Source organism: Methylobacterium crusticola, assembly GCF_003574465.1.
Taxonomy (GTDB): Bacteria; Pseudomonadota; Alphaproteobacteria; order Rhizobiales; family Beijerinckiaceae; genus Methylobacterium; species Methylobacterium crusticola.
The window spans coordinates 1-13,422 of sequence record NZ_QOWC01000014.1; the positions used below are offsets into that span (position 1 = coordinate 1).

16 protein-coding genes are annotated in these 13,422 nt (G+C 67.1%); 1 reads left to right on the plus strand and 15 read right to left on the minus strand.

Features of this window, described 5'->3' with window-relative positions; genetic code table 11:
- The coding region (locus DT057_RS10675) for an IS630 family transposase (RefSeq protein WP_128562081.1) at nt 1-452 on the plus strand (452 nt) is incomplete at its 5' end.
- Between the two features lie 136 nt (nt 453-588).
- Here the strand turns inward: DT057_RS10675 and DT057_RS10680 are convergent.
- From DT057_RS10680 to DT057_RS10755, 15 genes are all read right to left on the minus strand, one after another.
- On the minus strand, nt 589-3,663 hold the full coding sequence (locus DT057_RS10680; protein ID WP_128562082.1) for an HsdM family class I SAM-dependent methyltransferase: 3,075 nt from the start codon (nt 3,661-3,663) through the stop codon (nt 589-591).
- On the minus strand, nt 3,663-4,349 hold the full coding sequence (locus DT057_RS10685) for a DNA adenine methylase (protein WP_128562083.1): 687 nt from the start codon (nt 4,347-4,349) through the stop codon (nt 3,663-3,665). The genes DT057_RS10680 and DT057_RS10685 overlap by 1 nt, the downstream gene beginning before the upstream one ends.
- Nucleotides 4,350-4,406: 57 nt before the next feature.
- Nucleotides 4,407-5,162 (minus strand): hypothetical protein, encoded by a 756-nt coding sequence (locus DT057_RS10690; RefSeq protein ID WP_128562084.1) that lies wholly within the window; start codon nt 5,160-5,162, stop codon nt 4,407-4,409.
- Nucleotides 5,159-5,734, minus strand: coding sequence for a hypothetical protein (locus DT057_RS10695; RefSeq protein ID WP_128562085.1), 576 nt, complete (start codon nt 5,732-5,734; stop codon nt 5,159-5,161). Before DT057_RS10695 ends, DT057_RS10690 begins: the two co-directional genes overlap by 4 nt.
- A 2-nt stretch (nt 5,735-5,736) precedes the next feature.
- The gene (locus DT057_RS10700; RefSeq protein ID WP_128562086.1) at nt 5,737-7,257 is read right to left on the minus strand and encodes a hypothetical protein; all 1,521 of its coding nucleotides are present in this window, start codon (nt 7,255-7,257) and stop codon (nt 5,737-5,739) included.
- A gap of 148 nt (nt 7,258-7,405) precedes the next feature.
- Complete coding sequence (locus DT057_RS10705; RefSeq protein WP_128562087.1) at nt 7,406-7,978, minus strand: nucleoside monophosphate kinase; 573 nt, start codon at nt 7,976-7,978, stop codon at nt 7,406-7,408.
- A 434-nt stretch (nt 7,979-8,412) separates the two neighbouring features.
- A complete protein-coding gene (locus DT057_RS10710) occupies nt 8,413-9,471 on the minus strand; it encodes a tyrosine-type recombinase/integrase (protein ID WP_238313663.1) in 1,059 nt (352 codons plus the stop codon).
- Between the two features lie 203 nt (nt 9,472-9,674).
- Nucleotides 9,675-10,028: a hypothetical protein gene (locus tag DT057_RS10720; protein WP_128562089.1), complete on the minus strand. Its 354-nt coding sequence runs from the start codon at nt 10,026-10,028 to the stop codon at nt 9,675-9,677.
- Between the two features lie 212 nt (nt 10,029-10,240).
- Complete coding sequence (locus DT057_RS10725; RefSeq protein WP_128562090.1) at nt 10,241-10,651, minus strand: Ros/MucR family transcriptional regulator; 411 nt, start codon at nt 10,649-10,651, stop codon at nt 10,241-10,243.
- 32 nt (nt 10,652-10,683) lie between these two features.
- Nucleotides 10,684-10,983, minus strand: coding sequence for a hypothetical protein (locus DT057_RS10730; RefSeq protein WP_128562091.1), 300 nt, complete (start codon nt 10,981-10,983; stop codon nt 10,684-10,686).
- A gap of 20 nt (nt 10,984-11,003) precedes the next feature.
- Nucleotides 11,004-11,660 (minus strand): single-stranded DNA-binding protein, encoded by a 657-nt coding sequence (gene ssb / locus DT057_RS10735; protein ID WP_407068112.1) that lies wholly within the window; start codon nt 11,658-11,660, stop codon nt 11,004-11,006.
- Nucleotides 11,657-11,965, minus strand: a complete 309-nt coding sequence (locus DT057_RS10740; protein ID WP_128562092.1) for a hypothetical protein — start codon at nt 11,963-11,965, stop codon at nt 11,657-11,659. Before DT057_RS10740 ends, ssb begins: the two co-directional genes overlap by 4 nt.
- A gap of 16 nt (nt 11,966-11,981) precedes the next feature.
- Nucleotides 11,982-12,608: a hypothetical protein gene (locus tag DT057_RS10745; protein ID WP_128562093.1), complete on the minus strand. Its 627-nt coding sequence runs from the start codon at nt 12,606-12,608 to the stop codon at nt 11,982-11,984.
- On the minus strand, nt 12,605-12,952 hold the full coding sequence (locus DT057_RS10750) for a hypothetical protein (protein WP_128562094.1): 348 nt from the start codon (nt 12,950-12,952) through the stop codon (nt 12,605-12,607). Before DT057_RS10750 ends, DT057_RS10745 begins: the two co-directional genes overlap by 4 nt.
- 52 nt (nt 12,953-13,004) lie before the next feature.
- Nucleotides 13,005-13,397, minus strand: coding sequence for a hypothetical protein (locus DT057_RS10755; protein ID WP_128562095.1), 393 nt, complete (start codon nt 13,395-13,397; stop codon nt 13,005-13,007).
- Between the last annotated feature and the right edge of the window lie 25 nt (nt 13,398-13,422).

Here is a 13,422-nt window from a genome sequence, read left to right on the forward strand (position 1 = left end):
GCGGTTCGCGGCCGCGCCAGCCGGCCGACCAACGCTACGAGAGCGCGTACCTGTTCGGGGCGGTCTGTCCGGCCCGCGGCACCGGGGCGGCCCTGGTCATGCCCCATGCCGATCTTGGGGCCATGCAGCATCACCTCGACGAGATCGCCCGCACGGTGGCGCGCGGCGCTCATGCGGTGCTGCTGCTCGACCGCGCGGGCTGGCACACGAGCGCCAGGCTTGTCGTGCCCGAGAACCTGACGCTGATCGTCCTGCCGTCGCGGGCGCCTGAGCTCAATCCGGTGGAGACGCTCTGGCTGTACCTGCGCCAGAACTGGCTCTCGAACCGGGTGTTCGCCGGCTATGAGGAGATCGTCGCGGCCGCCTGCGACGCCTGGAACAAGCTCCTCGCGCGACCCGGTACCATCGCCAGCATTGGCCGGCGCGACTGGGCTCACATCGGTCAAACCTAAAGGCCGTTGGTATGAGTCGTGCTACAGCCGGACCCTTGCCTTTGGTCAGGAATCAGGCTTCCGGCTTTGCGCGCATTCCTGCCACTCAGCGGGACCGGCTGATGTCTCCAAAGCGGACCCGCGGGAACATCAAGGATCAGTGTAGCCCCTTCTTTTGCCGCCGCTCCGGCGACTGGATCTCGCCTGGGGCCGGAAGCCGCGAGGCCTGCCGGAATCGCGCGTCGCGAAGCACCAGCACCGCGTCCGTCTGAGCGTCGGAGACCCGCCAGAACCGACGCTGGTCCGGCTTCACGACATAGATTGAGCGGTCGTCATAGACTCGCAGGAACTGCATGCGATGGAAATGGGGAAGGGTGGCGCCGCCAAGTTCACGGATCAAAGGAGCCTCGAAGAGCTCGGGTGCAACCGCGTAGAACGCGCCGATCGGTCGCTGCGGACCGGACTCAAGGTCAAATCTGAGCGCAACGATGTCTGCCCCTAGTCGAACGATGCGGTTCGTGATGAGCCGGTATACGTTCATCTCGGAGAGCGCAATCTCGACAATGCGCGTGAACTCATTGCCGTACTGGAGGAACTCCTCAAGGCTTGGCCCAGCGACCATTTGGATCCGCTCGGCCCTCGTATCGAGAAGCATAGGGCGGCTCCGCTGCAGGCTGTCGTCGATGACTCGGCGGTCGGCCTGGGGCAGGTCGCAGAGGTCGTACACCGCCTCATCGAGGCGCTGGAGCAGGCTGCCTGTCGGGCCGGCGACGCCGGCGAGTTGCCGTTCGATCTTGACCAGCTGCTCCAGGTTGTCGTCAGAGAGGCGAAGCAAGTCCGGGACGCGGATCTCTTCGAGGTCTACCTTCTCGACCTTAGGCTGCTTCAATCCGATGTTCGACGCGCCGAAGGCCAGCTGGAAGCTCACGAGCTTCGAGTTCAGGACCAGGCTGAGCACCCTGCCCAAACGGGGGTCCTGTCCCTTGAACGAGATTCCGACAATGGACTCACTGAAGGCGAGGCTCCTCGGATCGAAGGCCGCCGGGTAGCGGCCGGGCTCCAAGGCCTTCGTAAAGCTGCCCTCGGGGCAAAGGACGAGCGGGCCCTCGAACACCGCCTTGCTCCGTGGGCGATGGGCGTGCGGCGCGGCAAAGGCTGGAAGGCTCTCCGGGAGGCGAACCGCACGGAACGTCTCAGCGTCGACGACAGGCAGTCCCAAGAGGTGCGACGCCGGGCTGCTCCCGCCGCCGTGCAATTGGTAACCCTGGTCCATTGTGATGCCAAGGGCCCGCGTCCAGGCCCCCAGCCTGACGAGCTGCGGCGATCCCGAGAGGGCGTTCATCACGTCGAACTCGCGCGCGTTCCCGAACAGGGCCGCCTTGAGCTTCGTCGCGCTCCAACCAATCGTCGCGACCGGCAGCGTCTTGCGCATCTCCGGCGCGAGCTCGAACACGCCGTTGCGCCGGAAGTGCTCAAGCCAGGGGACGTTCACGAGGCCGAGCTCCGCGTCCTGCGCGGGTGTGCCGGGGCGGCCAACGAACAGGAGGGCAGGCCCTGCCGTCGGCCTGCGCTCCCTCGTTTCCGCCCCATGCGACCTTCGGGTCACCGCCGGGAAGAGGCCTTCCGTTCTCAGCTGCGCCATGTTCACGATCTCGACGTCACGGAAGGCGGCCAGGAGCTGGCGACGCGCATTCGTGGCGACGCTGTCATTGCTGAAGAAGGGGGTGGCCTTCATCAGGAACCCAATCTTCCCGTCGCGGGCGCAATGCTCCTTCGCTCGCCAGAGGAATGCCCAATCTGGGGTCCGCCTCGGCTGCGCCGTCCGGTCCGCCCTCTCAGTCGAGCTTCGCCCCGCGTACGTCCAAGGGGGGTTGCCGACGACCACATCCATCGGATTGGGGAATTTAACACGGGCGTTGAGGAAGCTTCCGAGCTGCAGCGTCCTGCCTATCAAGCCCTCGAACCGCATCGCATCCAAATCCGGCGATATCTCCGGGTCCAGCTCCAGGGCCGCCAGGTACAGGCTGAAGGCGCTGACCTGAAGCGCGGCGGGGTTGATGTCCACGCCATAAATCTGGTTCTCAAGAACGTCCCTGACGAGGCGTCGGCTGGGACCCTCAACTCGCGCACGCTTCCAGACTAGGCGCCGGAGGCTTTCGACGAGGAACACGCCCGATCCGCATGCCGGGTCGAGCACGCGCTCGTGGCCGCGCGCGTCGCGCAGGAGGACGTCCAAAGCCAGGTCGACGAGGTTCGTCGGAGTGTAATGCAGTCCTTGCGACAGCGCCTCGCTGCCGGCGGCGCTGTGGGCGAACTGCTCGTAGATCGAGGAGATGAGTTCGATCGGGATGACGTCGAACCTGAACGGGAATAGGCTCCGCTGGCCCGTGAGGGAATCGTGCCCCTCCAGGAAGTCCGCGAGGAGCGTGAGGTGATCGCTCCGTACGATCTCGTCCTCGCCCTCGATGTCGGGAGGGAAGAGATCGCCATTGAACGTTACCTTCATCCACTTGAAAAGAGCACGGGCGGCGTCGGGCGAGCGAAGGATGTCGGGTAGCGACGGCGCTCCGAAGAATGCCCGCAGGCGCCGCTCGGGCAAGAGCCCCCGGTCCACTAAATATTGCGAGAAGATCGTCCGCCCGATGAGCTTCTGCGCCATCAACGAGGGTAGGCCGCGCTCGAAGATGCCGGCCTCTAGCGCCGTGAGATGGTGCAGCAGCACCGCGTCAACACGTGTCTTGCGGTCGAGGCGGCGGGCATGCTGCGACTTCCAGAAGGCACCGCTGTCGAAGGTCAGGCGGCCGCAGGCTCGTTCGATGCGCTGGGTGCCGTCGATTAGATCGCCAAGTTCGAACTCGGCCAAGATCCTGTCGCGGGCCGCCGCGCGGGGGGGCGAGTAGCCGTTGTACAGGATCACGCGCGAGGGCGTCGACACCCACAGGATTGGCGCGATGCCTGCGTTCCATGAGACCGCATGCCAGTTGTCGAGTTCGCCATCGGTGGGCTCGGGACGGTCCATCGCGTCCTTGAACACCACAAGGGGAGCTCCACGCGCCCTGAACAGTGCACTGGCGGCGAGCGACGAGCGGCTCGGCGAAAAGATTGGGTCGAAGCGCTCGATGTCCGTGGGCGACGACGGATGGCCGGGGACGACTAGGCCCTCGGTGGGGTTGCCGTCGAGCCAGTAGCCCGTCTTCGACAGGAGGTCGCGGAACCTGCGCGAGAGGTTCATCACCTCGATCCCAGTGCGTGAGCGACCTCTTCGGGGTAGGCGTCCGCAAGCCAGCGCAGGATTGCGTCGCGCTCGTTGTGCCCGAGCGCCCCGACCCTGCGGGCAAGGCTCAGGCGCCGCCGCTTGGTGCGGTCGCGGAAGTCGGCCCCGAGACAGCGCGTGTCATGGAGCCGCGCTGAGGGCGGGAAGTTCATCCACAGGGACTCCACCCGCCGGACCCGCCGCGTGCCGGCTGCGAGGTCGACGCGTCTCCAGGCGCTCAGGACCTCGTCATACAGGCCAGACTGGTAGCCCGATATCATTATCCTGCCGCCCAGCGACGTAACCACTTTCAGGAGCTGTCGGTGCTCACGCTCGTTGTACTCGTGCTGATACGTGCGGGCGCGGCTTCGAACCTCAGGGTGGTATGGCTGGTCGAGGTAGACCATGTCGTGCCGGTCGGCGGGGTAGACCTCGAGGAACTCCGACGCATCGGCGCAGATGATCTGGCACGAGGGGGCGATTGGGTCAGCTATCCAGCGCGCAACGACCTCTGGATCCACGTCAATGCCGATCTGGATGGGGGACGGTTTCTTGGCGCGCATCACCGCGCCTCCACCGAGGTGCGCCTCGATGTACGTGTTGTGCTCTGGCATACTACGGACGATGTGCCGGTAGCGATTTCCCTTTCCGCCAACGTAAGCCATCCGACAATCATCGCATGATCACGGGATAGGCAATAGTCCTTGGAGGTTACCGCCACGCTAAGATAGCCAGTTACCCGCTGGTGGGCTCAGCAGGAGGGTCTCAGCGCTCCGCCTCGCCGCCAGGGCCCGAGCCACTCCCGCTTCCCTCGACGCGAAGTACATCGTGTCGCACGCCCCGAGGCCCGACAAGTCGAGCGAGCCGAGCCAGAGCCCGCGCCCGACAAGTTCTAGCGCAACGCGCGTTCGGATCTCCGGCTGCCTGCTGACGACATTGAATATCACGACCGCACAGGCCGGAAGGCCGCCCGCGACGAGATCGAGCGTGGCTTCGGTAACGTGGAAGTGGAAGACGAAGAGGGCTACGCAGAGGTCGCATTGCCGGACGACGGCTGGCTCGACGTCGACATCCCGGGTGCAGAGAATCCCGCGCCTCCGGTTCTCGGCGATTGCCTCGTCGTCAACCTCGACGCCCTGGTAGATCCTCGACGGGACTTCGGCCGACAGCGGGAACTTGCCGCAGCCAATCTCTAAGAGCCCGCCCTCGCCGACGGCGGACACGACCCCCTTAACAAGGCTGCGCAGGCGGTTCCGGTACGCCAGGCCCGGGCCTGCGGCTATCTCGAACTCCCGGAAGCGATTGATCACTTGGATCTGCTCGATGGACAGGCGATCGGTTGTCGTCGGCAGGTAGACTCTGTCCATGAACCGGAAACGGACGGTGCCGTCGACGTAGATCTCCGCGGGCCCATGAGGATCCTGCCGCAGCAGGATGCCGGCCCCGAGGTTGGCATAGGTGCCGTCGACCTCGCTCACAGTTTACCGCCGATGATGCCGTCCACCAGATCGTGGTGCTTTCTGACAAAGTGGGCGATCGCGGCTTCGGGAGCTTTCCTCAGCTCGAGCCGCCGGCCATCGGCGACAAATCGGTTGAGCAGCACCACGACGCCGTTGAGGTGGTCGACAACGTAGTCAGAGAGCCCCCAGATGAACGGGTGCGTCCAGTCCCGCAGGTCCTCCCCGAACACGTTCGGCACGAAGTCGCGCCGGTAGTGCGTGTTCGGCGGCGCCCAGGTGATCACGGGGATGGACGCGTTCGCTGCGAACATCATCTCGGCACCGATGCCAATGCCCTTCTCGCGGCGCGCGTCCACGACGACGACGTCGCTCTGCTGCACCAGGAACAGGTCGCACCCGAAGTTTGCGCGAACGTCGGAGCGCTGGATGGGTGTCTTTGCCGGATTGAGTAGGCGCAGCTCCACGCCGGCAACGCCGGCATGAAGCGCGGCCTCGTCGGCCTCCGTCCAGAAGTGATCGGGTGAGCGGTTGTCGCCGTCGCCCTTCTTAATGCTTCCGGAAAGATAGACGCGGACAACGCTCCCCATCACGCTCACCCTCCCAGGTTCGAGAGTGTATTGATCAACTTGGTGCCCTCATCAACGAAGGTGTTCGCCACGCCCGGTGCCGCGAGCAGGCCCCTGAGGAAGGTCCCGAACTTCTTCGCGCGCCGCAGTCGGTCGTCGCCGGCGTCCGGCGCGGTCACGAGCGCCGCCTCCTCGTTGATGGAAAGCCGGTCGTCGTCGCTGATGGTGGGCTCGACCGCAGCCCTTTCGAGGAAGCGCGCCAGCTCGGGGCCGAGGCTGCTCATGACGGGATCGCCGCTCTGGGCCTTGATGTTGGCGATGACGCTTTCCCTGATCTCGCCAGTGTTGATGATGCCGGTCGACACGCTGCCGGCGGTGATGTTCGAGGATTTGTCGATCGTCATGTTGAGGCTCCCGTTTGCAATCAGAAGTGTGTTGATGGTTACCGGCCCACCCGCACTGGCCAGCCGCAGCCGGAGCAGTTCGTGCCCGTTGTCGCCGAAGTCTAAGGTGGGTTGCGCCTCCAGCAACTCGACGCCAAGGACTGACTGAATCTTCTTTCTCTGCAGCTCGCTGACGGTTCTGGCGATCTCATCCGTCAGGGTTTGGCGGAAAAGCCGGTCTCCCTCCGATCCGGACGCGTTTCGCCCGAGATGGTCGATCAAGGGCAATCGGACGGCCTCGACCCGCTCACGCTCGAACCAATAGAGGATTGAAAGGCGAAGTTTCGGGACCTTGAGCGTGGCGAGCCCCAGGGCAAGGCCCTCGCGTGCGGCAGGCTCAACGTCGTGCATGCCCTCTTCTAGGAGATCGGTGAACCTCACGGCCGAACCCTCTGTCTTGGCGATCAGGCGGTAGAGCCATCTCCTCACGTTCGCGGGGTGGCGGATAAGGTCCGCCGGCGGGATGAGCAGCTTGCCGGGCGTGCCTTGGCTGTTCCGATGCAGCGCCCAGATGGAGTATTCGACGATCTCCTTGTCGTCGTGGCTGACAAGGTTGCGGGCCAACTCCAGGTCCGAGAAGCGCCTGGAGACGGAATGCTGCGGCAGTCCGGCATAGCCGGTAAGCAGGCAGATCCATTTTTGCACCAGGACATCAGCCTCAAACGCTTTGAGGTCGATCATGGTGCGCCGTTCCAGATCCGGCCGCTCCTCGTAAAGGGTGGCTGAGAGCTCGAGCGCCGTGTTGAAGAATGGTGTATTCTCTTCCTTCCGAAGTGCTTCGCGATCCTTCTGCGGGGCAAGGCGGAAGAATGCCGCCACGGCCCAGGAGAGATTCTCGGCGTCCGTTTCGACCTTGATCGCCTCGCGCAGGGGCTCGAGAAGGGTGTTGGCGCGCAGGAGCGCGACGAGCTTATAGGCCCACCGCCTCACCTTCACGTCGGGGCTGGACAAGTGTTGCCCTCCCGCAACGACCAGCACCGACGGATCCCGGAAGTAGCGCTGGGCCTCATAGAACTCGCATGCCCTCTGGAGGCCGATCTTGATCTGGCCGTACTCCCGGCTGCGCAGCAGGTGGGCGATGACGATAGCATCGCCCTCGCTCACGATCCCGCCGCGCTGGATCGCGGATGGCCGCCTCACGGAATCCTCGCCGTGAACGGGCGGGGCCCGAGGCGCGGATCGGCGGCCCCGCGCGGCCGCAAGCCGCGGGGCGATGCAGGCCGGTCGCCCGGCGTCTGGAACCTGCCCCTCATCAGACCTTCTGTGCCGGCGCGAGGTCAAGCAGTGCCGCGACCTTGCGGGCGACCACCGTCCTGTCCACCTCGCCGTCCACCTCGATCACCTTGACCCGCTCACCGAGTTGAGAAAGCAGCGGCAACTGGACGGAATCGTACTGCGATAGGCGCCGTGCCGGCATGGCCGGCCGGTCGTCGCTCCGGCCACGGGCTATCATCCGTTGCGCCGAGATCTGCGGCGAGCAGGTCAGGTGAAGGGCCACGACACGATTGCCGGCAGGCAGGGCCCGTACGAGCTCGTTGAAGGGGCCGAGGGCGCCGGGCTCTCGCGGATAACCGTCGACGACGACGGGCACGCTGCTCGACGGCAGCACCGTGTTGAGCCAGCGCCACAGGGCGGGCGACCGGATGGTCCTGCCAGAGCGGATCGCGGCATCGATTGTGTCCAGGTCGAGCCCAATCCGGGCTGCGGCTACGGGATCCCTGAGAAGGCGGCCGAGGGCATAATGGCGGAACCCATACTCAGACGCGAGCCAATCCCCAACGGTCGTCTTTCCGACGCCGGGAGGCCCGAACAGTGTGATCAGCACAAGTAGTTACTCCGAGATCCACTATGCCATTCCAAGTGATAGACTAATGCAAATCAAGACACATTGTCACGCGAACCGGGCGGCTGGTAGGCAATGCTGAGCACGCCGCGATGTCACGATAGTCTATTCGGGCGCAACGCTCAGGCTCAGCGGGCGCGTGCGCGGGGAAGCATGGCGGTGATCTGTCGATAGCGGGATCGGCTGTACCGGGTGGTGAGCGCGACGATGTAGGCCGTCAGAGTCGCCTCGGCAAGGCCTTACGCCCGTCTAGCTGAATGTCCGTTCTCACTGTTTTGAGGGCGGACGCTGCCAGACTGTTTTCGGCCAACGCCGGTCGTTCAATCCCCCCTGCATCAGATTGCCAGGAAGAACGCTATCGCTGGTCCCGCCTTAACTTAAATGCAGCCTAGAGCACGGGTGACCCTTCCGGCTTATCAAGGCGAGCTGCCTTCAGTATTTTTGCTCGGCGTGGGTAGAACTGGTGCATTGCGAGCCAATCGGGCATTGTCGGCCGTTCGAGTGTAAGTCGCGCTTTCCCGACTCCCCGCCGCCCATCCAAATAAGGCGTTCAGCTGCGCCTCAGTCGCGCCGGCCTCAGCCGCGCGTCGCGCGCCGGCCTTGCGCAAGCCATGCGCCGCACCCGGCACGCCAGCTTCGCGACAGACCTTCTTGAACCAGGTGCCGAAGCTCTCCTTCGTGAACGGCGTGCCGCGCTCTGTCGCGATGAAGGCAAGATCGCCAGTCTTCGTCGCAGCAATCGAGGCCGCGAGCGGCGCCAGGATCGGCCGCGTCACTACCGCGCCGGTCTTCTCAGTCCTGAGCGTGAGCTCGCCACCGCGCACATGCTGGCGGCCGAGCCGCACCGCGTCGCCCCGGCGCAGGCCGGTGTAAAGTAGGAGATCGAAGGCGAGGCGCTGGCGCGTGCCGACTGGCCAGCGCGCCTCGAAGGCGGCGAGCTCCTCCTCCGTCCAGGCGTGAAACCCGGCGTCGTCGTTCTCACCGGAGAGCAATTTCACGCCCGTCGTCGGGTTGCTCGCGACGTACTCCCGGTCGACGGCCCACCCGAACAGGCCGCGCATCGCCTTCAGGAAGTTGTTCGCGGCGTGCGGCCGGTCGCGCCGCCGGTCGCGGCCGGCCAGGATCGTGCGCCGGTCGATGAGCTTCACGGGCTCCGCTCCTGCGGTTTCCTCCACCGCCCGGTAGACCGTGTGGCGCTGCTTGCGCGTCGCCGGGCTCAGGTCCGACCACTCCGCGCTCTCGATGTAGCGGGCGATCAGCCAGGACAGCGAGCCGGGGGAGGGGCCTGCGGCCCGTGCTACCGGCGATCCTTCAACCGCCAAGCGGTAGTCTCGCCAGAACGCCTCGCTGCCGTAAGTCTCGCGCATCCGGATGCGCTTGCCCTGGCCCACGCGCACGTACCAGACCAGCTGGCCGTGCCGTGTGCGCTCGCGGACGAGGTGCGGAGGCTTCGCGCGAGGCATGGCGTCGATCATAGGACGATCCTGCGGGGCGCGTCATCGGGCGGGGCTGTGATGCCCTCGGCGTGGGCGGCGATGTCCGGACCGCCCACGGTCTCGACCGCTACCCCGTCAGATCGAACGATCACACGGACCACGGGCAGGCCGGCGTTACGCACCGCGCGTATCGCTCGGGCGATGTCGGCCTGTGTCACGGTGGTAGGGCGGCGCGGCACGGCTCAGACCTGCCCTTTCGCTGCTTCGTGCAGCTCGGCCCGCGCGTCCTCTGCGATCTGGAACACAGTCATGGTCTCCGCGGAGGACTCGGCGATCGGCGCGAGGATGGTGCTGATCGCGTCGAGGGCGGTGAGGGCGCTCTCGGTCGCGGCGACGGCGGAGCGCGGCGCCTGCGCGTTGAGTCGGGCGATCAGAAGGGCTGCGACTGCGAGCACCTGGTGGTCGGGCCACGTGCCCTCAGTGTTGACGGTGAAGACCTCCATCCCATCGGCGTCGCGCACGACGCCGATCTCGTTGTGGGAATCGTTCAAGGCGAGGGGGAGGCGGATCTGGTGGGCGGCGAGGGCGTCAGCCACGACCTACAGCTCCTCGTCCGGCGTGAGGCAGTCGGGGGGAAGACCGGAGCAGCCGCAGGTCTTGGCGTGCAGGCAGGCCCCGTCATCGGCATGGAACCCCTCGTGATGGCCGCAAGGGCACAGCCTCGGACCTTTCGGGTAGCACCAGGACGGCACGTAGGGAGTGCCGTCGCCCGGGCCGGAATAGCTGTCGCTGACGGGGCCGGGCATGGTCAGGCGGCTTTCCGCGTCAGGCCGAGGCCGGTTTGCCTCGCGATCGCCGACCGGGCCGCCGAGTAGCTCGGCGCGGTCATCGGGTAGTCGGGCGGGAGGCCCCACTTGGCCCGGTAGGTCTCCGGGGTGAGCCCGAGACGCCCGAGGTGCCGCTTGAGCGACTTGTAGGGCTTGCCATCCTCGAGGCTGATGATGTGGTCGTCTGTCACCGTCTTGCGGATCGGGACGGGCGGGACCGGGTGCGCGGGCTCGGCGGGGCTGGCTGGCTCGGCGAGGCGGGTGATCGCCGCGTGCACGCCGGCGATGAGGTCGGGCAGGCCCGTGATCGGCAGGGCATTGTGGCTGACGTAGGCCGTGACGATCTCGGCCGCGCGCAGGACAGGGACGGGAAGGGAATCGGTCTGGGACATGGCAGCTTCCTTCTGGGCTGGGGGTGAAGGGGTCAGGCCGGATGGGCCGCATTCCGGCGGGCGCGCACGGCGCGGGCGTGTCGCACCAGGGCGAGGCCTTCGACACGGCCGGCCGGCAGCGTGATCGCGATCGGGCGGCCCGAGAGCTGCTCGCGGGCGGCGTCGCGGTAAGCCTCGATCTCGGCCTCGGAGAAGCCGGCCGCGGCGAGGTGGGCGAAGGTGCAGGCGCCGTCGCCGCTCTGGTGGTGCTGCATCACCGCGGCCATGCGGGTGATGCGGTCCTGACGGTCGGGGGCGGTCTTGGCGGCGAGCACTTTGGACGGGGCGGCCATGGGTGCGTGCGGGCTCCGGGCTAGAACGGGATGTCGTCGTCGAGGTCGGGACGGGCGGCCGGCGCCGGGCGCGCTGCGCCACTGCGTGCGTCGGCGTACGACGGCTCGCGTATGCGGGTTTGTCCGTAGTTGTCCGGATCGGGCGCGGCGCGTTCGGCCTTGTCGAGGAGTTTCAGGTCGCCGCCGAAGCGGGCGAGCACGACTTCGGTCGAGTAGCGGTCGACCCCGGCTTGGTTCTGCCACTTGCGGGTCTGCAGCTTGCCCTGGACGAAGACCTTGGAGCCCTTCTTCAGGTACTGCTCGGCCACCCGGCACAGGGCCTCGTTGAAGATCACGACCGAGTGCCACTCGGTCTGCTCCTTGCGGTCGCCGGTCGCCTTATCCTTCCATGATTCAGACGTCGCGATGCGAAAGCTGACGACGGGATCACCGCCTTGCGTGCGCCGGGTCTCGGGGTCTTGCCCGAGATGGCCGATTAGCTGGACCTGGTTGAGGGACCCACTCATTGGGTTTCGATCTCCGGGGTATGCTGCCCGATCGGCAGCTGTGGCATCGGGGCTGCGGCGATCGGCCGGGAAGCCTGCGTCTGCTGCTCGGGTCAGCGCCTCACCGAGAGTGATCCAGGGGTCGTCCAGTCCGAAGGGCACAGCGGGCGGGAGTTCGTCGGCCACGCTCACGAGGCCAGCTCCAGGTTGCGGAACTGCAGGGTAGCGCGGGCGGTCTTGATCATGACCATGAGGTCGCGCCGCGCTTCGCAGGCCGGAAGCGCACTGGCCTCCTCCGAGGCGACGCGGAGCAGCTCGGCGGCGAGCACCACGAGCCCGGCTGGGCCGCAGGCGACGTCGCCGATCCGGCAGCGGATCTCACCCGGCACTTGGCCGATCTCGACGTAGCCGACGATGAAGCCGGCCTCGGGCTTGGCGGCGAGCCAGTCGGCGAGGGCGTCGAGGACCTCGGCTTCCTCGTGGGGGCAGCGGAGCATGGCAGGACCTCTAGGCTCAGGCGGCGCGCCCGGCCTGCAGCGCCGGCAGGTGGGTGGTGAAGAGCGCGTAGAGCTTGATCGCCACGTCGGCCGGGGCCATCGGCCGCCAGACCTTCGGGCCAGGCAGGACCCCGAGCGTGTCGATGAACCAGGGCCGGCGGTAAGCCTTGGGCATGGCGGCGAGGAAGTCGCGCCGCTCGGTGGCGAGCGCCCGCAGGTCGACCTGCATCAGGGCCTCGCACTGCTCGGGCGTTGGGAGCGGCAACCCGGCTGCCGAGTGGATCGCCGCATCGTGCCGGGCCTCGAAGACGAGGCACACCTCCATCATCTGCTCGGCGAGCACATCGCCGAACATCGCGGCCGCGATTTGGCTGAGGGCGGCCTTGGTGGGCGAGGGCAGCTCGCCGGTGCGGGTCTCGTGCGCGTCGTGGAGCAGCCACCACGGCCGCAGGGCCGAGGGACAGAGGTCGAGGCCGACGAGGAGGTGGAGGCCAACCGAGACCGGCGTGCGCGCGTGCCCGGCGTAGCGGTTGAGGTGAGCGAGGGCGTGCGCCAAGTCCTGGAAGTCGACCTGGTCGCGCGTGGGCGTCACGAGGTCGACCGGCAGGCCTGAGGCGGCGGGGAGCCAGGGCTGAGCGGTCACGCGACCACCTCGCCCTCGAGCTTCAGGAGCGTGCGTGCCCAGCCCTTCACGGCGGCCCGGGCGAGGGGCGTGTCGATCAGATTCACCAAGTCGGCCGCCTCCGGGTCGACGAGGCGGTCTCGCTCGTGGGCACGGTTGAGCCGGCCGACGACCTCCATCAGGAGGCGAGCCGTGTCGCAGGGCTCGGGCATCAGGCAGCCCCGGATCGACCAGGTGACCACCTCCCGGAGCCAGACCCTGACGTCGCCCCCGGGGATGCGGAAGCCGGCGAGGTGCTGATCGAGGCGCGCGAAGAGGGCGGCACGCTCGGCTGCGTCGGCAGCGAGGAAGGTCGGGGCGAGCATCGGAGGGCGGGCTCCAGGAGGAACGGAGAGAGGGCGGGACGGGAAGGGGGGTTCAGGGACGTTCAGAGCGGCCGGCCGGCTCGCCCGTGGCGCGCAGGACCATGCCGCCGGTGAGCGTGCGCTTGAGGCGGTCGGAGCGGCTGCCGGGCATCGGGCGGTGCGAGGTCTCGAAGCCGAAGGCCTTGCGCTTCTGACGCTTGGCGTCAGCGATCTTCGCGAGATCCCCCGCAGGACCGCGGGTCTTCGCATCGGCGCAGCGGCCGTGCACCATGGCACGGTTGGCCAAGGCGTTCGTGCCGCCGAGACCCAGCGCCCGCAGGTGCTCGTCGCGGGGACGGTCGCCGGGCCGGATCTCGCGCGTGCAGAGTGGGCAGACGTGATTCTGAGCTTCCAGGAGCGCGAGCTTCTGCGAGGGCCTGAGGGGCGAGCGCGGGGTGGTGCGCATCACAGGCCTCCCACGTGGCACAAAA